The 23,108-nt window shown below is 43.6% G+C and carries 23 protein-coding genes; 6 read left to right on the forward strand and 17 right to left on the reverse strand.

Annotated elements, in window-relative coordinates; genetic code table 11:
- Positions 1-12: 12 nt before the first annotated feature.
- Positions 13-513, forward strand: coding sequence for a hypothetical protein (locus FTT86_RS07445; protein ID WP_005245903.1), 501 nt, complete (start codon positions 13-15; stop codon positions 511-513).
- On the opposite strand, the gene FTT86_RS07450 is transcribed toward FTT86_RS07445, so the two are convergent.
- A complete protein-coding gene (locus FTT86_RS07450) occupies positions 510-689 on the reverse strand; it encodes a hypothetical protein (protein WP_004729442.1) in 180 nt (59 codons plus the stop codon). The genes FTT86_RS07445 and FTT86_RS07450 overlap by 4 nt on opposite strands.
- A gap of 620 nt (positions 690-1,309) precedes the next feature.
- On the opposite strand from FTT86_RS07450, the gene FTT86_RS07455 reads away from it, so the two are divergent.
- From FTT86_RS07455 to FTT86_RS07465, 3 genes are all read left to right on the forward strand, one after another.
- Complete coding sequence (locus tag FTT86_RS07455; RefSeq protein WP_180180917.1) at positions 1,310-2,830, forward strand: catalase; 1,521 nt, start codon at positions 1,310-1,312, stop codon at positions 2,828-2,830.
- Between the two features lie 95 nt (positions 2,831-2,925).
- Positions 2,926-3,369, forward strand: a complete 444-nt coding sequence (locus FTT86_RS07460; RefSeq protein WP_180180918.1) for a thiol-disulfide oxidoreductase DCC family protein — start codon at positions 2,926-2,928, stop codon at positions 3,367-3,369.
- Entirely contained in the window at positions 3,359-3,769 is a 411-nt protein-coding gene (locus tag FTT86_RS07465) for a DoxX-like family protein (protein WP_071850443.1), read from the forward strand. The genes FTT86_RS07460 and FTT86_RS07465 overlap by 11 nt, the downstream gene beginning before the upstream one ends.
- Here the strand turns inward: FTT86_RS07465 and FTT86_RS07470 are convergent.
- The 9 genes from FTT86_RS07470 to hcaE form a co-directional block, all read right to left on the reverse strand.
- Positions 3,759-4,814 carry an MBL fold metallo-hydrolase gene (locus FTT86_RS07470; protein WP_085064260.1) on the reverse strand — a complete coding sequence of 352 codons (1,056 nt, stop codon included), beginning with the start codon at positions 4,812-4,814 and terminating at the stop codon, positions 3,759-3,761. The two genes, FTT86_RS07465 and FTT86_RS07470, sit on opposite strands and share 11 nt — an antisense overlap.
- Positions 4,815-5,220: 406 nt before the next feature.
- On the reverse strand, positions 5,221-6,156 hold the full coding sequence (locus FTT86_RS07475) for a cation diffusion facilitator family transporter (protein ID WP_005261714.1): 936 nt from the start codon (positions 6,154-6,156) through the stop codon (positions 5,221-5,223).
- Positions 6,157-6,337: 181 nt separating this feature from the next.
- The gene (locus tag FTT86_RS07480; protein ID WP_148334732.1) at positions 6,338-7,243 is read right to left on the reverse strand and encodes a DMT family transporter; all 906 of its coding nucleotides are present in this window, start codon (positions 7,241-7,243) and stop codon (positions 6,338-6,340) included.
- A 168-nt stretch (positions 7,244-7,411) separates the two neighbouring features.
- A complete protein-coding gene (gene hcaD / locus FTT86_RS07485; RefSeq protein WP_085064247.1) occupies positions 7,412-8,638 on the reverse strand; it encodes a 3-phenylpropionate/cinnamic acid dioxygenase ferredoxin--NAD(+) reductase subunit in 1,227 nt (408 codons plus the stop codon).
- Between the two features lie 4 nt (positions 8,639-8,642).
- The gene (locus FTT86_RS07490; RefSeq protein WP_085064248.1) at positions 8,643-9,608 is read right to left on the reverse strand and encodes a 3-carboxyethylcatechol 2,3-dioxygenase; all 966 of its coding nucleotides are present in this window, start codon (positions 9,606-9,608) and stop codon (positions 8,643-8,645) included.
- Positions 9,609-9,681: 73 nt separating this feature from the next.
- Positions 9,682-10,497 carry a 3-phenylpropionate-dihydrodiol/cinnamic acid-dihydrodiol dehydrogenase gene (gene hcaB / locus FTT86_RS07495; protein WP_085064249.1) on the reverse strand — a complete coding sequence of 272 codons (816 nt, stop codon included), beginning with the start codon at positions 10,495-10,497 and terminating at the stop codon, positions 9,682-9,684.
- Positions 10,498-10,499: 2 nt separating this feature from the next.
- Positions 10,500-10,829 carry a 3-phenylpropionate/cinnamic acid dioxygenase ferredoxin subunit gene (gene hcaC, locus FTT86_RS07500; RefSeq protein WP_085064250.1) on the reverse strand — a complete coding sequence of 110 codons (330 nt, stop codon included), beginning with the start codon at positions 10,827-10,829 and terminating at the stop codon, positions 10,500-10,502.
- Positions 10,829-11,347 carry a 3-phenylpropionate/cinnamic acid dioxygenase subunit beta gene (gene hcaF, locus FTT86_RS07505; protein ID WP_004647365.1) on the reverse strand — a complete coding sequence of 173 codons (519 nt, stop codon included), beginning with the start codon at positions 11,345-11,347 and terminating at the stop codon, positions 10,829-10,831. Before hcaF ends, hcaC begins: the two co-directional genes overlap by 1 nt.
- Positions 11,344-12,711, reverse strand: a complete 1,368-nt coding sequence (gene hcaE / locus FTT86_RS07510; protein ID WP_180180919.1) for a 3-phenylpropionate/cinnamic acid dioxygenase subunit alpha — start codon at positions 12,709-12,711, stop codon at positions 11,344-11,346. The genes hcaF and hcaE overlap by 4 nt, the downstream gene beginning before the upstream one ends.
- Positions 12,712-12,992: 281 nt before the next feature.
- Between hcaE and hcaR the strand changes: the two genes are divergently transcribed.
- Complete coding sequence (hcaR, locus tag FTT86_RS07515; protein ID WP_044111817.1) at positions 12,993-13,901, forward strand: DNA-binding transcriptional regulator HcaR; 909 nt, start codon at positions 12,993-12,995, stop codon at positions 13,899-13,901.
- A 382-nt stretch (positions 13,902-14,283) separates the two neighbouring features.
- On the opposite strand, the gene FTT86_RS07520 is transcribed toward hcaR, so the two are convergent.
- The 5 genes from FTT86_RS07520 to FTT86_RS07540 form a co-directional block, all read right to left on the reverse strand.
- Entirely contained in the window at positions 14,284-15,144 is an 861-nt protein-coding gene (locus tag FTT86_RS07520) for an alpha/beta fold hydrolase (RefSeq protein WP_180087218.1), read from the reverse strand.
- A gap of 279 nt (positions 15,145-15,423) precedes the next feature.
- On the reverse strand, positions 15,424-16,686 hold the full coding sequence (locus tag FTT86_RS07525; RefSeq protein WP_180180920.1) for an OprD family outer membrane porin: 1,263 nt from the start codon (positions 16,684-16,686) through the stop codon (positions 15,424-15,426).
- Positions 16,687-17,114: 428 nt separating this feature from the next.
- Positions 17,115-18,134 (reverse strand): 4-hydroxy-2-oxovalerate aldolase, encoded by a 1,020-nt coding sequence (dmpG, locus tag FTT86_RS07530; protein ID WP_180087216.1) that lies wholly within the window; start codon positions 18,132-18,134, stop codon positions 17,115-17,117.
- 10 nt (positions 18,135-18,144) lie between these two features.
- The gene (locus FTT86_RS07535) at positions 18,145-19,059 is read right to left on the reverse strand and encodes an acetaldehyde dehydrogenase (acetylating) (RefSeq protein WP_005261700.1); all 915 of its coding nucleotides are present in this window, start codon (positions 19,057-19,059) and stop codon (positions 18,145-18,147) included.
- 39 nt (positions 19,060-19,098) lie between these two features.
- Positions 19,099-19,896, reverse strand: a complete 798-nt coding sequence (locus FTT86_RS07540; RefSeq protein WP_180180921.1) for a fumarylacetoacetate hydrolase family protein — start codon at positions 19,894-19,896, stop codon at positions 19,099-19,101.
- Positions 19,897-20,335: 439 nt separating this feature from the next.
- Here FTT86_RS07540 and FTT86_RS07545 point away from each other — a divergent pair, with 439 nt between their 5' ends.
- On the forward strand, positions 20,336-20,731 hold the full coding sequence (locus FTT86_RS07545; protein WP_005261697.1) for a hypothetical protein: 396 nt from the start codon (positions 20,336-20,338) through the stop codon (positions 20,729-20,731).
- Positions 20,732-20,800: 69 nt separating this feature from the next.
- Here FTT86_RS07545 and FTT86_RS07550 read toward each other — a convergent pair whose 3' ends face one another.
- Both FTT86_RS07550 and FTT86_RS07555 read right to left on the reverse strand, forming a co-directional pair.
- Positions 20,801-21,469, reverse strand: a complete 669-nt coding sequence (locus tag FTT86_RS07550) for an HAD-IA family hydrolase (protein WP_005261695.1) — start codon at positions 21,467-21,469, stop codon at positions 20,801-20,803.
- Positions 21,470-21,780: 311 nt separating this feature from the next.
- A complete protein-coding gene (locus tag FTT86_RS07555) occupies positions 21,781-22,755 on the reverse strand; it encodes an RluA family pseudouridine synthase (RefSeq protein ID WP_005261693.1) in 975 nt (324 codons plus the stop codon).
- Positions 22,756-23,108 lie beyond the last annotated feature (353 nt).

The following is a 23,108-nucleotide window of genomic DNA, read 5'->3' on the forward strand; positions in this document are numbered from 1 at the left end:
GTAGAGGTGGTTATGGAATTTCTGGTCATCCTGTTCATGATTGTTGCGGTGTTCTATGTGGTCATTCTTGCACCGGCCTTGGCTGCCCGCAAAGAAGCTCATAATTCCGGTTCATCTTATATACGCCCCGCCAGCAATCGAGCAATGAGCTATGCCGATCGGCCTAAAATGACTCCATTATTGGGCATTGAAATTTCGGCATCGCAACGGCGGCGTTTAGGCAGAGATGACCCCTCCGTCATTGCTGCCAGACTCTATCACCAACAAAAAGATCAATTTGCCAGTTTTCAGCAGGCCAGACCACAGCCTCATTCCCCTCACCACAAAGCACCAGTGCAAAGCAAACTCAATAAATTCTTTAATGACTTAATCGCGGATGAATCGACAACATCATCCCGGTATCCAAATCAATATTCGCAAACTCGTAACAACCGACCTGTCGCCCCGCTCTCTCCAGTTAAAACTAATCCTAAGCAGCCCCCACGTCGTCCCCAGCCACCTTACAGACCTTAAGCGGCCATTAAAAAAGGGCGATCTTCCATGGAATATCGCCCTTGTCTGTGCTTGTTGTAGCCACGTTTTGCATTTTTCTTTCGGTCTACAAAGACCTGGCTTTTGTTGACTTCATGCATGTGTTTTGCCACAAAATTGTGGATCACCACCTGCTCGGCTGTTTTTTTCTTGGCCATTTTACTCTCTATGTGATTTTGAGGAAGGAGTGAGATAATTATAGGGCCGACTGATTAATTTTCAAGCATATTTGCCAATGCTTTTTTAAAAATAAAGACCATCTGGATAGGATTTTCTGTATGCAAAAATGCGAGCTATAGCCAGAAAACACCCTTATTCCATTCATTATTTTTATGGGTTTCTTCAGACCAACAAAACTTAATTAAAAAACCATTTAAAATAAATCAGTTATAAAATTGTATTTTAAATGATACTTTTCACTTATTATTTTTATCCTTTGATAAAAACATATTATGGACTTAGATATTGTTATTTTCGTTTAATCCCATTCATTATTCGAGTTATTCAAAATATATAGAATTTGATATTGTCACAGAGTGGAAAACCCGTTACTTTTTAAGAGTAACCATTTAATTTTCAACATTTTAAACTTTATTAAATTTAAAAATATTTTTTGAGTGAGCTCACTCAATTATACCCTGAATTCCGTTTTGTGCTGTAACACCCTTTATTTAAAGATATTGTAAATATAGCGAAACCTGATCTGATTAGCATATATCTCAATATTTTATGAATACTAGGTAAACGACATAAGATATTCAAAACTTGGAGAGGAAAGATGAGCCAAGATTTTAAAAAATGCCCTGTCACCCACCTGACCACTGAAGCTGGTGCCCCTGTGGTCGACAACCAGAACAGTATGACGGCAGGTGCGCGTGGACCTTTACTTGCCCAGGATTTATGGCTGAATGAAAAACTGGCCAACTTTGTCCGCGAAGTGATTCCAGAGCGTCGTATGCATGCCAAAGGTTCAGGTGCTTTTGGTATCTTTACCGTGACCAATGATATTACCCAATATAGCCGCGCTAAAATTTTCTCTGAAGTCGGCAAAAAAACCGAAATGTTTGCCCGTTTCTCAACAGTGGCGGGTGAACGTGGTGCGGCCGATGCGGAACGCGATATTCGCGGTTTTGCCTTAAAATTCTATACTGAAGAAGGCAACTGGGATCTGGTCGGCAATAACACCCCGGTGTTTTTCCTGCGGGATGCGCGCAAGTTCCCTGACCTGAATAAAGCAGTCAAACGCGACCCGAAAACCAACAAGCGCAGCGCCACCAATAACTGGGATTTCTGGACACTGTTGCCTGAAGCTTTGCATCAAGTGACCATTGTCATGTCCGACCGCGGGATTCCGACCGGTTACCGTCATATGCATGGTTTTGGCAGTCACACCTTCAGTTTTATCAATGCCAAAAATGAACGCTTCTGGGTAAAATTCCATATGCGTACCCAGCAAGGCATCCAGAACCTGACCGATGCTGAAGCTGCAGACTTGATCGCCAAAGACCGTGAAAGCAGCCAGACCGACCTGTTTGATGCCATCGAACGTGGTGACTATCCAAAATGGAAAATGTACGTTCAGGTCATGCCAGAACTGGAAGCCGAAACAGTGCCTTATCATCCATTTGACCTGACCAAAGTCTGGCCAAAGGGCGATTATCCACTGATTGAAGTCGGTGAATTCGAACTGAACCGCAATCCGGAAAACTATTTCCAGGATGTAGAACAGGCAGCCTTTGCACCAAGTAATCTTGTACCGGGCATCAGCTACTCACCGGACCGTATGTTACAGGCACGTTTAGTGAACTATGCCGACGCAGCGCGTTACCGTGTTGGCGTGAATCATTCACAGGTTCCAGTCAATGCTGCACGTTGTCCTGTACATTCGAACCGCCGTGATGGTCAAGGCCGCATGGATGGCAACTATGGTTCATTGCCACATTACGAGCCGAACAGTTTTAGCCAGTGGCAGGAGCAGCCGGAATTCAGAGAGCCACCATTGAAAATCACCGGTGATGCCGATTTCTGGGATTTCCGTGAAGATGACAATGATTACTTCAGCCAACCCCGTGCCCTGTTCAACCTGATGAATGACCAGCAGAAACAGGCTCTGTTTAATAACACGGCCGGAGCGATGGGTGATGCACTAGATTTCATCAAATACCGTCACATCCGCAACTGTTATAGCTGTGATCCAGCCTACGGCGAAGGCGTAGCACAAGCACTCGGCATGACTGTAGCAGATGCCCAAGCAGCACGTGAAACCGATCCAGCCAAAGGTTTGCCTAGCTTTCTCTAAGCCAGTTTAGACATGTATAGAAACCACCTTCGGGTGGTTTTTTATTGCGGCATCAAGCACTATAGAAGCAAGTCAGCACAAAAAGAAATACAACAATGCATCCGAATATTGAAGATATCATTCAACAACACGACATCATTGTGTTTGATGCTGTTTGCGTGGTCTGTAATGGCTGGGCACGGTTTGTGATTCAATACGATAAGAAGATACAGTTTAAACTGGTTTCCGCCCAATCGCCTTTAGGTACAGCACTGCTCGAACATTATCAGATGTCCACTGAACATTACACCACCATGCTCGTCATTCAAGATGGCACACTCTATACGGAATCGACTGCCTTGCTGAAAGTACTGCAGCATCTCGGTTTTCCCTTTAATTTAATGAGCGCAGGTTATTTGGTTCCGCGTTTTATCCGGGATTTTCTGTATCGTGTGGTCGCTTTAAATCGTTATACGCTGTTTGGCAAAACCGAGTATTGCCTGATTCCATCCAGCGAAAATAAACGTCATTTTCTGGAAGAAGCTGTTCGTGAATCCTAAACCTGTATTCCTACAACCACTGCGTACTATCCAGCTGACTTTGGTCATACTATGGCTCTATCAGGGACTCATTCCAAAAATTCTGTTCCAATCACCCGCTGAAATTAGCATTTGGCAAAATATGGGTTTTGAGCTGGCACTGGCCAAAGTCTTGGTTGGACTTTCCGGAGGATGTGAAATGCTATTTGGCTTATGCTTTCTGAAATGGAACCGGTCCATACTCTTGCATGGGTTGAATATTATCGGACTTGCTGGATTACTACTGCTGATTGCATTCACAGCCCCGTTGCAACTTACTGCAGCATTCAATCCTGTGGTGATGAATACCGCCATGCTGATGCTTTCTGTAGTGGCCATTCAACTCATCCAACAGGAACAGAGTAAAATATTTAAACAATAATTCGTTTGCCTTCACGTATGCAATAAAACGGATTAATCAACTTGGAAGAATGCTTGATGATCTCATGCAACTCATGTTCCGGCGCATCCCGGTCTTCATCCGTGAGCTGAAAAGTACGGTAATGAATCGCCAGTGAACATTTGGCCTGCAAGTCATGATGGGCATGAAAGGCATCTTCCGGATTCATATGGATCGCGCGCATCAGTTCACGCGGTTCATACGCTCCTATCGGGAGTAAGGCAATTCGCGGTGCACCCAGACGTTTACGAATTTCTTTAAAATGTGAGGCGTAGCCACTATCTCCGGCAAAGAAACAATGTTCCTTGCCATGTAATAAAGAAAAGCCTCCCCAGAGTGCGCAGTTCTGATCGCGCATACCGCGCCCTGATGCATGTTGAGCCGGCGTATAGACAATCCGGATCTCTTCAAAAAAGGCATTTTCCCACCAGTCCATTTCACGCACGGTATAATGTTCTGGCAAATACCAGGCATTACCCAGACCAGTATAAATAGGCATCTCAAAAGTGTTGTGCAGCCATTCCAGACTAGCCAGATCCATATGATCATAATGGTTATGGCTGAGCAGTACGGCATCAATCTGAGGTAATTCATCCAAGGCAATGCCAGCCGGAATGACCCGTTGCGGCCCTGTGGAAGCCGATGGACTGGCATATTCAGCCCAGACCGGGTCGGTCAGGAAGTTATAGGGGCCGATCTGAATTAATGTGGTGGCGTGACCAATAAACCAGACTTGCCAGTCATCCAGAGCTGCATCTGGACGCTGCTGTGGCAATGCGCGCGGACGAGAAAAAAACTCGGCACGCTCTTCGTCAAGATTGACATTCCAGGTCTTGGATTTTCGGGTAATGAGCCATTTATATAAATCAAAGCGACCGCGCGATAGAGATGCATGCTCAAGATTACGAAACTGTTTTCCGTCGAAATGATCTGAATGCAGATACTCAAACACTGGCTTAGACCAGAGATGTTTCCAACTGGATTCCGTGATTAACTGGAATTTTTTAGTTTTGAGAAGATCTTGCATAAACATCCACTATTTATTATTCGCTATATGCAAGACAACAACCTCTTGAAATGGTCAAGCGGTGCATCTTTTAATGAGCATACAAACTAAAAACAGGCACACTACAACATAGTATGAAATCCGTCACAGAAAATCATGTATGTTTTTGTTATTTTTAGCAAAAAAATGGCATTTCATCGACCTTATGGCTGGCTGAAGCCTTGGATTATCTAGAAAAATATCGCTCGCGCCCTTCTGTCTAAAAATACAAAATGATACTCAATATTTATAAGCCCATGCTGACAAAAGCATGTCTGCCCATTGATGATTTTATGATGAAATTCGCCATACCTCAGTATCATCACATCAATTGTGCGAGAAAGGCAAGTTGAGATCAAAATACCAACCTCAAGCGTTTTTTAGATCTTTATACACGACCTTGAGTTCGTTCCAGCCATACGGCCTTGGTTTGGGGTTTCACAAATAAAGCAATAATTTCCGGGTGCAGCTGTTTAATCTGCGCTTCGATCCGGTTGACACAGGCTTCAATTTCATCAGAAGTTAAATCATCTTTAAATTCCAGACTCAATGATGCAATGACTTGCTGAGCACCCATCTGCTCAGTCAATACCCCATTAGCACTAAAAACTGCCGCATCCTGTTGAGCAATGTTCAATACATCTTCACGCAGTTTTGGATCTGCCGTTTCACCCAGTAACAAACCTTTGGTTTCACGTGCCAGAAACCAAGCGGAGACCGCCAGCACGATACCAATTAAAATCGATGCGGCACCGTCCAATTCAGGAATATTCAGTTGATGCGCCAGAAAGATACCGACCAGAGCAATCACCAAGCCGACCAGGGCGGCAGTATCCTCAAATAACACGGTAAAGGTCGTTGGATCTTTACTGTGTCGAAATGCTTCAAAATATCCCAGATTTCCCTTTTGTTTACGAAAGGTTTTTAAAGCCACTGACCATGAAAACCCTTCAAAAAGAATCGCCAGACCCAGCACAATATAATTGATCAATGGATCCTGCATGACTTCAGGCTGAAGAATATGCTGTATCCCCTGATAGATGGACACAATCGCACCCAACGCAAAAACCATCAGTGCCACAATAAAGGCCCAAAAATACAGTTCACGCCCATAACCAAAAGGATGTTTGGCATTTGCAGGTTTTTCTGATTTTTTCATGCCATATAACAGTAAAATTTCATTCAAGGTATCTACTACGGAATGAATTGCTTCACTGAACATGGCAGAGCTATTGGTTATATAGGACGCAACAAATTTAACCAGCGCAATCGCCAGATTACCAAATAGAGCTGCATAAACTACGATTTTATTGGATTCAGACATCCTGACACTGTCCTAAATAAGCTTGTGCAAGCTTGAATGATTTATGTATCAAAATCTTAATCATTTATTTTTGAAAGTTGTTTTACAAATTGTTGCTTAGTCGTGATCTCCCACGTTGTTGAATCACTTTACTCTCTACTCAAATAATAAAAGGGCTTTCGCCCTTTTGGTTTTTACAGTTTTAATGCTTGGAAAAATACTGTTCGCGCCACTCTTTCCAGAAATACATGATGATCCCGAACATCACCACAGCAATTCCCGCAAAAGCATGACTGCTGATAATTTCATGATTTAAGGTTGCTCCCAATACCAGAGCAATCACCGGCGTCATCACATTACTCAATGAGACAGTCGAAGCATTTAGACGGCGAATCAGCCAGAAATAGCACAGCATCGCCACAATCGAGGACATGATCATGGTAAATACAAAACCGATCATTGCCTGTGTGCTAGGCAACTGAGTCGGCATATGTTGCCAGATAAACGGCACTAAAATGACTGAACCAGCCGCGGAGACCAGCAATGACCCCGTCGCTTGCGACATCGGACTCAAGGGTGCACTAATCTGTTTAACCCAGAAGATCGAGCTGATATAAGACACCATACTGATCAGCATCAGTACCACACCCCAAGGATTAATCTTGCTGTCTGCCGAGTCGGCAAAAACAAAACATAAACCGGCGACGGCCACTGCCATGCCGAGCCATTGCAGCCAGATCAGTTTATGGGTTTTTAAAATCACATGACCGATTAAACCGGCGATCAGCGGTGAAAAACCAAAAATTAGCGCCATCAAACCTGAGGTCAGATAATTGGCCGCCAGATAAATAAACAGCTGCGCACCGATTAAATTCAAACTGCCTGCCAGATAACTTTTCATTGAAGTGCGGTCAAAAGGCAGCGGGTCGCGCATGATCTTCAGCAGGAACAACGCAATAATCGAGGCACCAAAATAGCGAATGATCAGCACCCACATCGGGTGAATCTCGGCCACGCTCCAGACAATCGCCAGTGGCGTTGCCGCCCAGATCAGCACCAATAAAGCGTAAATACTTGCCGTGACCGGCAATGAAGATGAAGAACTCATAAGTCTCCTAAACGAGGCCAAGAAGTTCTGGATCAGCAACTTCAAAAATAGCGTATAGCGAATTCATGCTGAGATGAAGTTTTAATTTTTGATAAATTCATCAAGTTTCGTGCATAAAAAACAGACCTATGCAAAACATAGGTCTGTCCCAAGATATCTCAATACGACTTAAGCAATTTTGCGTAAGTCTTGCGCGATATCTAAATGTTTTTCAACATCAAACGCCGTATTTTTGCTGATCATTTTTTTCAAATGACGCATTTCTTTGGCTGCATTCACGGTAATCCCGCCAACGATCTGACCATCAGTCACACCGTACATCACGAATGAATTGTCTGCACCTTTGGCTGCATCCATTTCACCACGGATATGCCATTCAGCTGCGGCCATATCGCCGACAAACTGGAAGTTGATATTCAGCTGATCCGTCCAGAACCAGGCCGGATTGGCTTTCGGATGTTCCACACCCATCACGTGACGCGCGAAGATGCCTGCCTGAAGGTTGGCATTTTCCCAGGTTTCCACACGGCGGTGATTGCCACAGTCACGTAACTGGGTCGCAACATCGCCCGCTGCATAAATATCAGCATTCGAGGTTTGGCAGTGTTCATTCACTTTGATCGCAACATCAACATCCAGACCTGCATCTAGCGCAAGCTGTGCATTTGGCACGATTCCGATTCCATAAACTACAGCATCAGCACGCAGTTCTTCACCGCCTTCCAGCGTTACCACGACTTCTTCACCATCTAAACGGCAATCTGCAATCTTGGTTTCAAGACGCACATCAACCTGGTTTTGACGATGCTGTTCCAGCAGGAATTCGCTCAGGATTTGTGGTGAACAACGGCCCATGACCATTGGACCCATTTCGATCACAGTCACCTGACAGTCTTTGTAACGTGCTGAAGATGCCAGCTCAAGACCAATCACGCCACCACCAATCAGGATGATACGGCGACCGGCTTGAAGCACAGGCACCAGCGCTTGTGAATCTTCCAGGTTACGCAGGGTATAAACGTGTTTGCCCAAAGCATCGAAATTAGGCAAACGGCGCGCGGCGCCACCTGTTGCAAGCAAGAGTTTGTCGTAAGCAACAACATCACCGTTCAGGAGTTCAACCGTTTTCGCCTCGGCATTGATTTTCATCACGCCATTACCGCGAATTGTTTCCACCCCTAAATCTGCCAGTTTCTGTTCTGACAGGATTTCGATCTTGGTCTCTTTAGGTTTTAGAATCACATCTTTAGACAACGGTGGACGCTCATAAGGAAGATGGCTTTCATCACCAATTAAAGTGATTTTGCCTTCATACTTGTTGCCACGAAGTTCTAAAATTGCGCTCGCACCTGCCTGGCCAGCACCCACGATCACGATGTTGTTTACGTTGCTCATTTTCTTAACCTTTTAACTCTGCAGATACGATACCGAAGCCGGCAATCCATTCGCTGATGTCTTCATAGCAATGTGTGGTCATTTCATACTCACCCATTTCGCTTAAGGCAGCGAAGGCAGCCATCCAAGAACGGACTTCCTGACCACCACGACCACCATCATGGCGGATTTCAGCTTCAGTCATCGCTTCTAATGTTGCAAAATCAGCATGCTTGAAGGTTTCTAGCAGGGCAATATCCCATTCAGCATTCAAAGGCACGGCAACTGACGTATCTCCTGCTGCCAGCTTTTGACCCACTGCAATAATCTTGGATTGACGTGCATGACGTGCTTCAGGCGTTGGATAACGACCTGCAATCAGGAACTCTTCCACTTCTGGTGGTACTGCACCCATTTGTGGTGTAGGTGGATCATGTGACAGACCACCGGTACCTAAAACAAGCACACGCTCGTTTTCAAGGTTTAAAGACTTGATGTATTGACCCACAGCACGGCCCAAAGCAATAGTACGTTTGGTGGTTGGCATCGGTGCTGCAGCGCCATTAATAAAAATTGGAATCGTTGGATAACGATCAAGTTTGCCTTCACACAGGAAATGTAAGGGCTGAGTCACGCCATGGTCGGCCTGCATACGGTATGAGTAGGCAACATCCACGCCTTCATCCAGTACACGTCGAACCAGATCTAATGCCTTGTCTTCAGGTACATCAATATGGTCATTGTCTTTACCATAATCCCAGTCACCTGCAGCTTTGGCACGAATACCGACGCAGAAACTTGGCATCAGGTCATAGAAGAAACCATTAAAATGATCTGGACCAAAAGTGATGATCAGGGTTGGGTCGTAAGCTTTTACTTCAGCAGAGAGTTTTTCAAAAGCAGCACGAACTTTTTGCTTTTTTGATTGATCTTGAGGTGAAGCAAATTCCATTAAAGGACTGTGCGATGCACAAATAAGTTTAACGGCCATGAGAGACTCCTAGAAGGAAAGCAGCCCTGAGAGAAGAGGCTGCCGGTAAGTCCATTTGAATGAGACTAGATGTTTATTCGTCAAAGAAACCTGCACGTGGCTGACGTAGGCCACGAATACCCAGACCGCATTCTGCATTGATCAGAACACCAGTCAAAGGACGGTTATTTTGACGAGATGCCAAGAGCACATATGAACCAGTCATATCTTCCGGCTCAGGCAAGAAATTCAGTGGCATGCCACGGGCGATTTTCTCAGGATCACGTGCATCGAGCAGGCCAAGATTTTCCTGACCCAAAGATGCAGCACCTTTGATGTTCACATTCATACCTGATGGCGCAACGGCATTAACTCGGACTTTAGGCGCTAGTTCGTAAGCCAGTTCTTTCATAATGCCTACACCGGCATGTTTCGATGCTGTGTAAACTGGACCGCCACCTGCAGAATAAAGTGCAGAATTTGACAGTGTAAAAATGATCGAACCTTCAGATTTCACGAGCTCATCAAGTGCAGCTTTGGCACCCAAGATCAGAGATTTGGTATTAATCCCCATAATCTCATCAAAGGCTTTTTCCAGCTGCTCACCTGAAGTATTGACGATATCGGCATAGTGATCCCAGATACCGGCATTACCCACGAAACAGTCCAGCTTACCAAAACGCTCAACGGTGGCTTGAACAGCACGGACATTGTCTGCATAGCTGGCTACATCACCTTCAATCGCAAGAACTTTATCACCGAAGTGTTCGTTCAAGGCATCCACTTTCGCTTTTGAACGTTGAAGAACAGCGACTTGTGCACCTTCTTCCAGGAAACGCTCAACCAAAGCCCAACCTAAACCCGAACCACCACCCGTGATCAGTGCAACTTCGCCTTGTAGCCAACCCATGATTACTCTCCTGCCATCTCTACATATAATGCGCCGTCTTCAACCACCACCGGGAATGTTTGAATTGGATCAGTTGCCGGCAAGCAAAGTGCTTCACCGGTTTTCAAACAGAAACGGGCAGCATGAAGCGGGCATTCCACTGTACCGTTGTCTTCAAGATAACCTTCAGACATAGACGCATTACCATGTGAACAACGGTCGTTCATGGCGAAAAATTCACCACCGCCATTGTTAAATACAGCCAGCGCTTCGATACCGTTTACGCCACAATCTACTTTTAACGCTTCGCCTTCGTCTAATTCGTCAACTTGGCAAACAAAAATCTTATTCATTAGAAGAACACACTCAGGTTATGTGAGCTATATGTCGCTTGATCAAGCGTGATCTTACGGTTGAAGATCTGGAAGCCGAGGCCGCCTTCAACTTTACGGATCTTGTCATGGCGTTTACCGCAGTAAATGACAATGTCTTTCTCTTTTTGCGTACGATATAGCAAATAGGTTACGTACACGTCGTATTCGCCTTCAACTTCAGTTGGCTCTACGATCACGTTGCTCACCATGTGGGTGGTACGTGATGGAGGCTCTTCAGCCCAAGCCATACCGGTTTCCAGACGCGCTACACGACGCTCTAAAAGGTCTTTCGAATCGTTGAACACCCAAGTGGTAGGTGGTTCAACTGAACGACGACGGTCACGGGTTTGTGCGTTTGGTGTGGTACGTAGCGTGTAAGAAATATCTTCAGCTAACGTGTCTAACCACTCGCGGAATTTCCAATCGTCTAGCAATTTTGCTTCGCGATACAGGAACTGACTAATTTGGTGATGAAGTTCTAAGCTGATTTGACTCATTTCATAAGCTCCTTCTCATATTCGTCAGCTGCTTTTTCCACGTCTTCCCATTTTTCATGGATCAATAAATCTGCCCAGCGGCGGTACATACCACGTGCTGCAGTTTCAGAGAAAATGTAGTTGGTGATACCCGGGATACCATCTTCACGTACTTTTTCGTTGCCTTTACCCATTTCCATAATGAGTTTGTTTTGACGCGCTTTATAACCACGTAAAACTTTTTGGATCTCGATCCAGTTTTCAGAGTCATCTTGCTCCAGGAAACCGGCTGGACCAAAGGCACGCGTTGCAGAACGTTCAAATGCTTCTTTCACTTCTTGAGATGCTTCAGCATCAGCAATACAGAATGCCCACACTTCAGTTTTGTTTGGACCACGTGGGTGCCATACGCGAAGTGTTGCAGTACCGTTCAACCAAGACAAAGTTGGGAACATGGTGTTGTGACCTGCAAGACGCAATGCACGAGTCTCGCCTAGGCGCTCTTTAACTTCGTCATAAGTTTCACGGAAGTAGTTGGCAACTTCACCGTCAACCCATACGTTTGCGTCTGGTTTCTCTGTGAAGAAAAAGCCTGAACCGTGACCACGTGAACCGTACTGGATCGCGTCTTTGGCAGTTTCCCAAACTGGACGAGCAGTTTGCGCAGCACCTAATTTTTTAGAAGATTCGTCGTCTGGTTTCGCGCCCAATACTTGGATCGCAGAAGCGTGAGAGAACAAGGCGTGATATTGGTCAGATGCAAACTGTTCCGCTGCAAATTTCCAGTTACACTCGATTTCCCACTTGTGTACACCACCAATGATTTCAGTACCACCTGGACGACGGTCAACAACGCCATCTAAATACCAAGCGATATCGCCCATGTAGTCGATTAAGTCAGGTGTGGTTTCATCCCAACAAGCGAATACCAAGCCTTTGTAAGACTTCACACGATTCACTTCAACCAGACCCCATTGCTCTTTACATGCACCATGCGGGTAAGCACGATCTTCAAGCGGGATATCTTTTAAAGAACCGTCAATGCCATATGACCAGCCGTGGTACGGGCAAGTAAATGCACGGGTATTACCACAGTCAGCGAAGCTCACACGCATAGAACGGTGACGGCACTGGTTTAAAAATGCTTTGATTGAGCCGTCTTTTTGACGTGCCACAATGATTGGATCTTCACCCATGTAGGTATTGAAGAAATCACCAGCCTTAGGAATTTGGCTTTCATGGCAAAGGAATAACCAAGTACGACCGAAAACACGTTCGAGTTCTAATTCGTAAATGTCAGGATCTGTATAAATAGATGGCGTAATACGTCCATTTTGTGCATCGACTAAAGCATCGATTTCGCGCACATCAATTTTTCCACTCATGAAAAGCTCTCCTGTGACCTATCTTTGGCACAAAGTAATAGACTCAACTTTTCAACGATGATGGATTTGACAGCGTTTTTCGGGAAATATTTTTTTTGTTTCAATTAAGAGCTTAAAGCAATTATTAAGCACGTGAATTTTTATATTAAATCATCTATTAATCCCGCCAGAGCATTTAGTTTATGAATGGGAAAATAATCTTCACGACATAGTTGTTTATAGATTATACTTTGAGGAAATTATAGTAAGACATTTTTTGGATTACTCTTTGGGTTGATGACATGGAATTACGACACCTTCGCTACTTTATCACCGTTGCTGAAGAGCTCAATTTTAGTAAGGCAGCACTTAAACTTTATACGGCTCAACCCTCACTTAGCCAGCAAATCAAAGACCTGGAAGAAGATGTCGGGGTAAAGCTACTCAACCGGACCAAACGTAAAGTAGAGCTGACCGAAGAAGGCGCCGTATTCCTGGAACAGGCCCGTCTCACCCTTGCACAGGCGGACAAAGCCGTTGCCATGGCACGTCAGGTGTCACAGGCCAAACAGCAAATGCTCCGTATCGGTTTTGTACCGGTAGCCGAGATGAAAATCTTCCCCTATATCTTGCCAAATCTACGTGTACAGAACCCAGATTTAAAAATTGAACTGCTCAGCCTGAACAACAATGAGCAGATGCGTTTGTTAAAAAAAGGTGATCTAGATCTGACATTTACCCGTCATAATTTCAATAGTGATGAAATTGAAAGCCAGTTCGTGATTCGTGAACCGCTGATTTTTCTCCTGCCTAAAGATCACCCCTTAGCAAAATACGAAAGAATTCCTGTTAAAGCATTGAATGGTATTGATTTTATTATTCCATCAGCAGAGCAGTCCTTGACCCTGAACCAGGCTATTCTGGACTTTGCCAAAGCCAACGGCATTGAACTCAATATCGTGCAAAAGGCCGATAATATTTTATTTAATATCAACTCGATCGGAATGGGCCTAGGCTGTACCATTTTGCCTGGCTATATTGCACCACTAACCATGGATAATACCGTGATTCGTCCGCTGGACGTGGAGTTGCCCTATTTAGACCTGTATGTCAGCTACCATAAAAACAACAAATCCTATGTCGTGAGCAAATTTCTTGAGCTTTTGACTCGTGTGTTCTATCTGGATATTAACCGTAGCGAACAAAATTAATTCTATTCCTTTCCTGCATTAAGCACATGCCATTCAACTTTTGACAGGCATGTGCTTTTTTTGTTTTATTATTTTATGCTTAAGAATTCATTTTTAATTCCATTCTTTGATAAAGAATCTATTTCTAGCGTTTAAATTTGTCACTTGACCTCGACCAAAATTGTGTATTTTTAGCTCTAAATGTGCTGCATTTACCACTTAAGTCTAATAAAGTTTCATTCGGATTTTTCTCAGTTTAAATAGCTCAAACCTATAAAAATTATTAGATTTTTAGATTTATCCAAATAAATGAGAATCAAACTCACTTAAGCACTCTGCCTTAAATATTTCCGATATAAAAAAGGATGACCGAAGCCATCCTTTTTTTAAAACTACATTCAGCTTATTTTACGCCGTGTACAGCCAGGTAGTTTTTGATCACAGTGTTGAATTCGTCTGCTTTTTCAACTTGAGACCAGTGACCGCATTGGCTGAAGATATGTGCATCAGCATTTGGTACGATGTTCAGGATGTCCCAACTACGAGAAACCGGAATCACCACGTCTTGCGTACCATGAATCAGCAATACAGGCACAGTAATGTCTTTCATTTTTTCGAAATCTAATGGGAACTCGAAACGGTCACGGTCACGTGCGCCAACCACATCCATTAAACGATTTGATGCATAGTCATTTGCAGCAGAAGCAAAACGTACTTTTACCAGTTCATCTGTAATCAGGTCTTTGTTCACGACAAACATAGAAAGGGTTTTCTTGATTCCTTCTTCTGTAAGAACTGGGTTTGCATGAGCTTTGAGTGCAGCAGTCTGTTTTGCACCGCCCGTACCCATAGACACGATACCCAAAATGCGATCTGGATAATCCAGTGCCATCTGGAATGCTAACCAGCCACCCAGAGAGTTGCCGACCAACCAGGTTTTTTCGATACCCAAAGCGTCTAGCGTACGGATCGCATGATCTACCCAGGCACGGATACCATATTCAGTACCCGGTGCAACTACAGTTTGGCCATAACCAATGGTATCAATCGCGATACAACGTGCCTGCTCACCAATTTGTGGCAGGTTTAACCACCAGTTTGCCGCAGCCGATACACCTGTACCTGAACCGTGTAAAAATAGAATAGGCGTACCTTCACCAATTTCGTGGTAATGGGTCAACTCGCCTTCAGCGGTTTCAATCCATTTGTCTTCTAAGCCAAAGAATGGATCTGTTTGATAGTCAGGGATTTGAACAGTGCTCATATTGCTTCCTCTTACAGTCTTTCGCTTGCGTGTCCCTCTATTTTCAAGAATTCGACGTCAAGTTGACTCATTAAAATGACTTGTGTACACCCTTATATTAACCGCTCAGCTGCAGCAAACTGATACAAAATTACGATTGCACCCTACAAAATAGATATAATTTAAGTGTTTGTTTTATTTATTAATTTATAAATTAAACCCTACATAAACTAAGGCTTTAACTGCATTCTTAAACCAAAAAGCAGCCAGAAGACTGACTGCTTTTAAAATATACGGGTATTAGAATTTATGGGTATAAGTAGTTGCGACACGGTATTCTTGCAGGTCTGGTTTTGCTGGATTGGCAAAATTCACATCAATATACATCGCCTGTACACCCAAACCTTTTAATTTCCCTTCTGGCACAGTGTAGTTCACGATGGCATTCACTTCATCCGTATTGAAGTTTTGACCTTGATATGCCCCCGTCCCTTTCTGATCATAACCTTTGAAATATACGGCTGTTACATTTAAGCCTTTTGCACCCATTTCAGAGAAATCATAGCCATAAGCAACATTCCATGACTTTTCTTCAGGCGCGGTAAAGGTCGCTACCCCCCAGTTCGCCAGATAAGGCTGTGGCACCCAGCCACCCAATGTCGGGAATGGGCTATTACCAAACATTTGCTGGTAACCCACACCTACGCTATGTGCACCATGATTCACTTTTGCAGCGACAGATAATGCCTGGTTATCGATCTCACCATACAGCTTGTCACCTGACTCCGAGTTATCGAAGTAACGAATGTGGCTATCTAATTTGGTTTTTTCACCGAGCGCAGTTTTGTAATTCACACCCAGATAATGCTGTTGGTAAATGTCTTGAACATCGGCATACCAGTAGCTCGCCCCTACTTCTTTAGTAAGCTGGTGGTCTACACCCGCAATCCACATGCCATCAGCTTCAGCACCCGTATCATAGAAACTTGGTGGAGCAAATTTAGTTAAGTCACGGAACTGGTTGTCATAACGGTTGTTAATACCATCAATATACGCCAGAGTTAACTTGGTATCCTTAAGGTCTTTAGACTCTAACCAAGCGCCACTATAAGTCGTTAATAACTGACGGGATGGATCGAATACCAAGACTGGAGATACGGGCAATAACTCACCGACTTTCAGTTCAGTTTGTGACACTTTGGCTTTTAAGGTCGCGCCGACTTTACCGAAATGATCTTTTGATTCTTCGCCATCATGCGGTAAAACCCAGTCTGGATTTTTATCACGGCCATTGAGTTTGACTGCATGTTGCACCAGTACATCAGCACCGATCTGCACACCACCACCGATATCGTGATAACCCGATTTGGCATCCAGAGTCACCCCTTGGGACCAAGAACCCCAATTACGTGATGAATAGTCATCTTGATACTGACGGTCTAGATAAAAGTTTTTAAATTTGAGTTGAACATTGCTGTCGTCAATAAAGTCTGCATTCGTTGCAGTTGTCCCTAAAGTTGCTGTCGCAGCAAGCATTGCAATCCATAAATTGTGACGACGCATGATGAGTTCCCCATTCAGCTGATAAAATCCATGCCGCCATCATGCGCAAGTCGGTTTAAATAAAAAATCCGACCACAGTATTAAACTTTTGCTCTTTTAGCTCTCCATATTCCAAGCCCAGATTTAAGCGCTCAATCTCTTAGATTTTAAACCGATTAAAGAAAATAAAAATTTGACCGGATATTTAATTTATTTTTTGTTTTCTCTATTAATAAGCGCAATTTTTTTTAAAATATTGAGCCACTATTTTTTATTTATCGTTTTTATGTTTAAGGAAAAAATTAAACTAAAATAATCTTCACATAACACTATAACTAAAATATCTGAGATCAGAGTTTTAATATATTATTAAAACTACTTCATAATAAAAAAGCATCCACTTTGGATGCTTTTTTATTAGCCTTATTTTAATACGATTGCATTAAAAATTAAGCTTGTAACTCACGCGCTTTAGACATGGTTAATGCCAGGTCTTCAATCATGTCTTCCTGACCACCAACCGTACCACGGCGACCAAGTTCCATCAGGATTTCACGCGCAGATACGCCGTATTTCGCTTCAGCGCGTTTAGCAAATAACAGGAATGAAGAGTAAACCCCCGCATAACCTAAAGTTGCCGCATCACGGTCTGCACGAATCGGGTTGTGCATCATTGGAATCACTAGATCTTCAGCAACGTCTTGTACTTTGAACAGGTCAACGCCAGTGTCCATACCCATACGGTTTGCCACAGCGATGAATAATTCAAGTGGCGTGTTACCAGCGCCAGCACCCAAACCAGCAGATGCCAAGTCAACACGTACTGCACCTGCTTGAACAGCAGCAACAGTATTCGATACACCCATGCCTAAGTTATGGTGACCGTGGAAACCAAGCTCAATACTTGGATCCAAGTGTTGACGTAAGTGACCCACACGGTCGATCACGTCTTGAGGAAGCATGTAACCTGCAGAGTCAGTTACATAGATACAGTTTGCACCGTAAGACACCATCTTGTTTGCTTCTTCAAGAAGTTTTTCTGGAGCTGCCATGTGTGCCATCATCAAGAAGCCCACAGTGTCCATACCCAGTTTGCGCGCAGCAGTAATATGCTGTTCAGAAACGTCAGCTTCTGTAGAGTGTGTTGCAACACGAATCGTTGCTACACCTAGATCATGTGCCATTTTTAAATGGTCAACCGTACCAATACCCGGAATTAAAAGTGCAGATACTTTGGCTTGTTTAAGCTTTGGAATCACCGCGGTTAAATATTCTTCGTCTGTTGCAGCTGCAAAACCGTAGTTCACAGAGTTACCGCCTAGGCCGTCACCATGTGTTACTTCTATTAAAGGTACACCGGCATCATCAAGTGCAGTGGCAATCGCAACCATTTGCTCTGGTGTAGTTTGATGGCGCATTGGGTGCATACCATCACGTAACGTCATATCATTAATAATAATTTTTGACATGGTCTGCTCCTTAAGCTTCTGCTTCAGCTTGCGCTGCTTGGTTAGCAATGAGACGTTCTGCAAACATTTCTGCAGTACGTGCAGCAGCTGCAGTCATAATGTCCAGGTTACCGGCATATTTAGGCAAGTAATCACCCAAACCTTCCACTTCCAAGAACATTGAAACACGGTTGCCGTCAAATACTGGACCATTTACAAGTTTGTAACCTGGTACATATTTTTGAACTTCCTTGATCATGGCATGCACAGATGCTGTGATGGCAGCCTGATCCGGCGTACCTTCAACTAAGCAGTGCACAGTGTCACGCATCATCAGTGGTGGCTCAGCAGGGTTGATAATGATGATCGCTTTACCTTGTTTCGCGCCGCCCACCTGCTCAATTGCACCGGCAGTGGTACGTGTAAATTCATCAATATTTTTACGTGTACCAGGACCAACCGATTTAGTCGATACCGTTGCGATGATTTCACCGTAGTTCACAGCTTGAACACGTGAAATCGCTGCCACCATAGGAATGGTTGCCTGACCGCCACATGTCACCATGTTTACGTTCGGCAAGTCACCTTGTTCAAGCAAAGCTTCAAGATTTACCGGTGGTACGCAGAATGGACCAATCGCTGCAGGCGTCAAGTCAATCATCTGTACGCCAAGTTCATTCAACTTGCGGCTGTTTTCAGCATGTACATATGCAGACGTTGCATCAAAAGCAATTTGAATATTGTCTGCTAAAACATGAGGCAATAAACCGTCTACGCCCTCAGCAGTGGTTTTTAAACCCATTTTCGCTGCACGCGCCAAACCTTCAGAGGTTGGGTCAATCCCAACCATCCAAACTGGCTCTAACCATTCGCTACGTTGAAGTTTGTAAAGCAAGTCAGTCCCAATGTTCCCAGGACCGATCAATGCACATTTAATCTTTTTCATGAATCTGTACTCTCAAAAATTCCGTGTTTAGCTCAATGCTTATTCAGCTGCAAACGCTGCTGTCACTGAACCAAAGCCTTCAATTTCAACTTTGAATTCATCACCCGGGTGTGCAACCACCATTGGACCTAATGCACCGGTCAATACGATGTCACCGACAAGAAGCGGACGACCACGACGAACCATCTCATCCGCCAACCAAACTGCAGCATTGAGCGGGTTTGCAAGGCAGGCTTTACCTACACCAGTCGATACCACTTCATCACCACGGGTCATGGTCATTTTGCAGTTCACCAAATCCAAGTTTTCAAGTTTCACAGGTTTTGAACCCAAAACGAAAGCTGCAGAAGATGCGTTATCGGCAACGGTATCAATCAAGGAAATTTTCCAGTTTTCGATACGGCTATCCACCACTTCTACCGCTGGCAAGGCATATTCAGTCGCACTGATAATGTCTGCATAGGTATGATGTTCTTTGGTCAGATCTTTGTTGATGATTAATGCGATTTCTGCTTCAACTTTAGGCTGAATCAATAGACCTGCCGGGATAGCTTCGCCATCACCATACGACATGTCTGCAAACAGCATACCGAAGTCAGGCTGATCTACACCAAGTTGAGCTTGTACAACTTTTGAAGTCAAACCGATTTTGCGGCCAACTAAACGACGTCCTTCGCTTAAGGCACGTTGGGTATTTAATTCTTGAACTGCGTAAGCAATATCTACATCAGCACTTTCACCACCCAACTGTGGGCGAACCGGTGCAATCGCAGTTTGTGACAACTCAGCTTCTCTAAGTGCCAATGCGACTGATTCAACAACAGCAGAATTCGACATCAATGTTTCCTTAAACTGCAAAAAAAATTGGACTTATACCGTGATCGATGGAAATGGAATGAACAATCAGAAAAAATCTATGCAAATGATCAAACCCATCAGCAAATGGGTGCTGTCCATCTTGAGAAACGTGTATATGTATAAACTGATTTAGAATCTAAAAAATGCGGTTTTTATGCCAATACTTATTTTATTTTTTACAATAGCTATTAGCTATAAATGGCATTCTATTTTTTAAGTGAAACAAAGCACTTAGCATAGATATTTCATGATATCCGAGTAATCAACTCTGCAATGCAGGTGATTCATTTTAACAATCAATCATGCCTACGACTAAAAGATGAGACGATCCTTACATTTTGAGCAAAAACGATATATGCATTGCTCAATCAACATGATATTTTTAAATAATTAAAAACAATGACTTAAGATATTAGCAATGAAAATTAAAACACTGGTATTGATGGCTTTACTGAGCACCTTATGTAGTACAAGCTTTGCACAAAGTTATCAAAATCAACTTAAAAACAAGTATCTCATTTTAAATGGCGCAAGTTGTGCCGGACTTAAATTTAATCCTCAAGCGACCGCTGCTGCCTGGCAAAATGAAATGGACTGTAGCCGTGGCGACTCCAATACCGATGCATGGCGCATTACCTGGATTACACCAGAGATTTTTATGATGACTGAAGTCATTCGTCCCAATGAAATTTCACCGCCGCGTAATAATCTTTATAAAATCATGAGCATTGAAAATAAAACCGTCACTGTGGTCAATTACTGGACCGGTTGGGGTAACCACAAACCTGATCTGCAAAAATTTAGAATCCAGTAAGTCAATTTAGAACTTAATACGTATAAAAAAAGGGCGATTTTAAATCACCCTTTTAACATCCGAGATCTATTAAACTGCCTGTTTCAAATTCACCTGATTTAATAATAACTGGTGCAGACTTGCAACATCCTCAGCAATAGCAATTGGCTTGTATTGAGCCAGCGTTTCAGGTGTATGCACCCCATAACTTACCCCAATACGTGGCATGGCAATATTCTGCGCCATTTCCAGGTCATAGGACGTATCACCGACCATAATCGCATTTTCAGCACTGACACCGGTAATGTACAAAATTTCTGCGAGCATCAGTGGATCAGGTTTAGATTTGGTTTCACTTGCCGCACGGGTCACAACAAAAAGCTCATGACTCTGGGTTTGACTTAATACCCGGTCCAAACCTTTACGGCTTTTTCCGGTTGCCACCGCAAGTTTGATGCCTTCAGCTTTTAATGTTTGCAGCATCTCAGCTACCCCTTCAAACCATGCATCACCTTTCGAATTTTCAACATAGTGGGTTGCATAGCATTGCAAAATATCAGCATGCAATTCAGGTACATCTGGAAACAAGACTTGTGCAACTTCAGGCAACCCCAAACCGATAATGCTTTTTGCAGCGTCATCCGTTAAGGGTTGTTGATATTCTTTGGCAGCAAATTGTAGGCTTTGAACAATCTGCCCAACTGAATCAAATAAAGTCCCATCCCAATCAAAAATAACAAGTTCTAAAGTTTTGTTCATGAATTAATCCAATATTTGATTCAGAGTGAATAATCACTTGAAATTGACCTCTCCCTTGCGAACTCAGAATATATTCTGAGGATTCTCATCTCCTAAGACGAGGGAGTTTCTATTATTTTTCAAGCTCAAGGAACGAACTAAATATGGTGAGATAAGTTTAACAAAATTTAATTCATTCCTCTCATTTGCTATCGTGACATTCCCTCTCCTTAGGAGATGAGCAGCGCAAGGGAGAGGTCAAAGTTATTCATCTACATTCTTGAATAACGGGACTATTCATCAAATAATCCCGCTACTTAAGAGAAGAGCATTTAGTCTTCGTCCCGATCCGTTAAAGCCGGTTCTTTATCTTTCTTCTGTGCACGGAGCTGTGCCACCAGACTTTGCATGTCTTCAGGCAATGGTGCTTCAATGGTTTCATAACCCGGAATTTCCAGACGCAGTGCATGCAAACATAAACGACGGGCTTTCGGACCTTTGTATGCAGTTTCATGACCATATTTTTCATCGCCAATTAAAGGATGACCAATACTTAAACCATGTACACGAATCTGATGGGTACGGCCTGAAAGCGGCGATGCATAGACAAGCGTTGCATGCATAAAGCGCTCAGCCACATTCCACTGCGTCTTAGACTCTTTACCTTCTTTCGGTGACACGCATACACGACGCTCACCATTGGCCAGCTCATAACGGTGTAAAGGTGCATCAATCAGTTGACGATCGATCACAACATTGCCTTTCACAATCGCCGCATAGGTTTTTTTGATTTTATGTTCACGCAACATATCTTGTAATGTTTTCAACACGCTACGCTTTTTGGAAATCATCACCAGACCGGAAGTATCACGGTCAATCCGGTGAATCAGTTCCAGATACTTTTTACCGGTTGCGGCACGCAAGCCCTCAATCAGGCCATAGGCCACACCGCTACCACCATGCACAGCAATCCCGGAAGGTTTATTCACGACCATCAAACCTTCATCTTCATAAATCACACGGGCCAATAAGCCTTGTGCCACTTTGTCAGAAACAGGTGCAGCAGATTCATCTTTTTGTTCATAGCGAATCGGCGCAACGCGAATCTGGTCACCGATTGCGAGTTTGGTTTCTGCTTTAATGCGTTTTTTATTAACGCGAACCTGGCCTTCACGAATCAGACGATAGATACGGCTTTTTGGCACACCTTTCAGACGACTAAACAGGAAATTATCGATGCGTTGTCCATCTTGATGTTCATCCACTTCAAACCAAGTGACGTTTTGCCATTGTTGCGTAGAATTCATACAGTTACTATGACCCAAAAAATACTAAAATTGATTAAAAACTGATCACTTAGGTTATGCTTTACACAAGAAACATAAGCTTAGCCCATAGGCAGATGATGCAAGGTTTGATATAGTCAGCGCACGGAAACCATCGTTTGTGAGTAAAAGTTGAATCATTTCAGATTTTTCTGAACTTGATTGTTCAATTAAAGACTCACATGATACGGGAAGGTCCCCAAAGAATTATGCCACGCCGAAGGCTTATTATATCGGCAAACAAAGCAAACTGTTGCGTTTAATTGTACCTCAGGTACATAAATCAGTTTGTCTTAAAAAATATGTCGCCAACTTTGTTGGTTTTTAAACGTAAA

Source organism: Acinetobacter sp. YH01021 (assembly GCF_013420255.1).
Lineage (GTDB): Bacteria > Pseudomonadota > Gammaproteobacteria > Pseudomonadales > Moraxellaceae > Acinetobacter.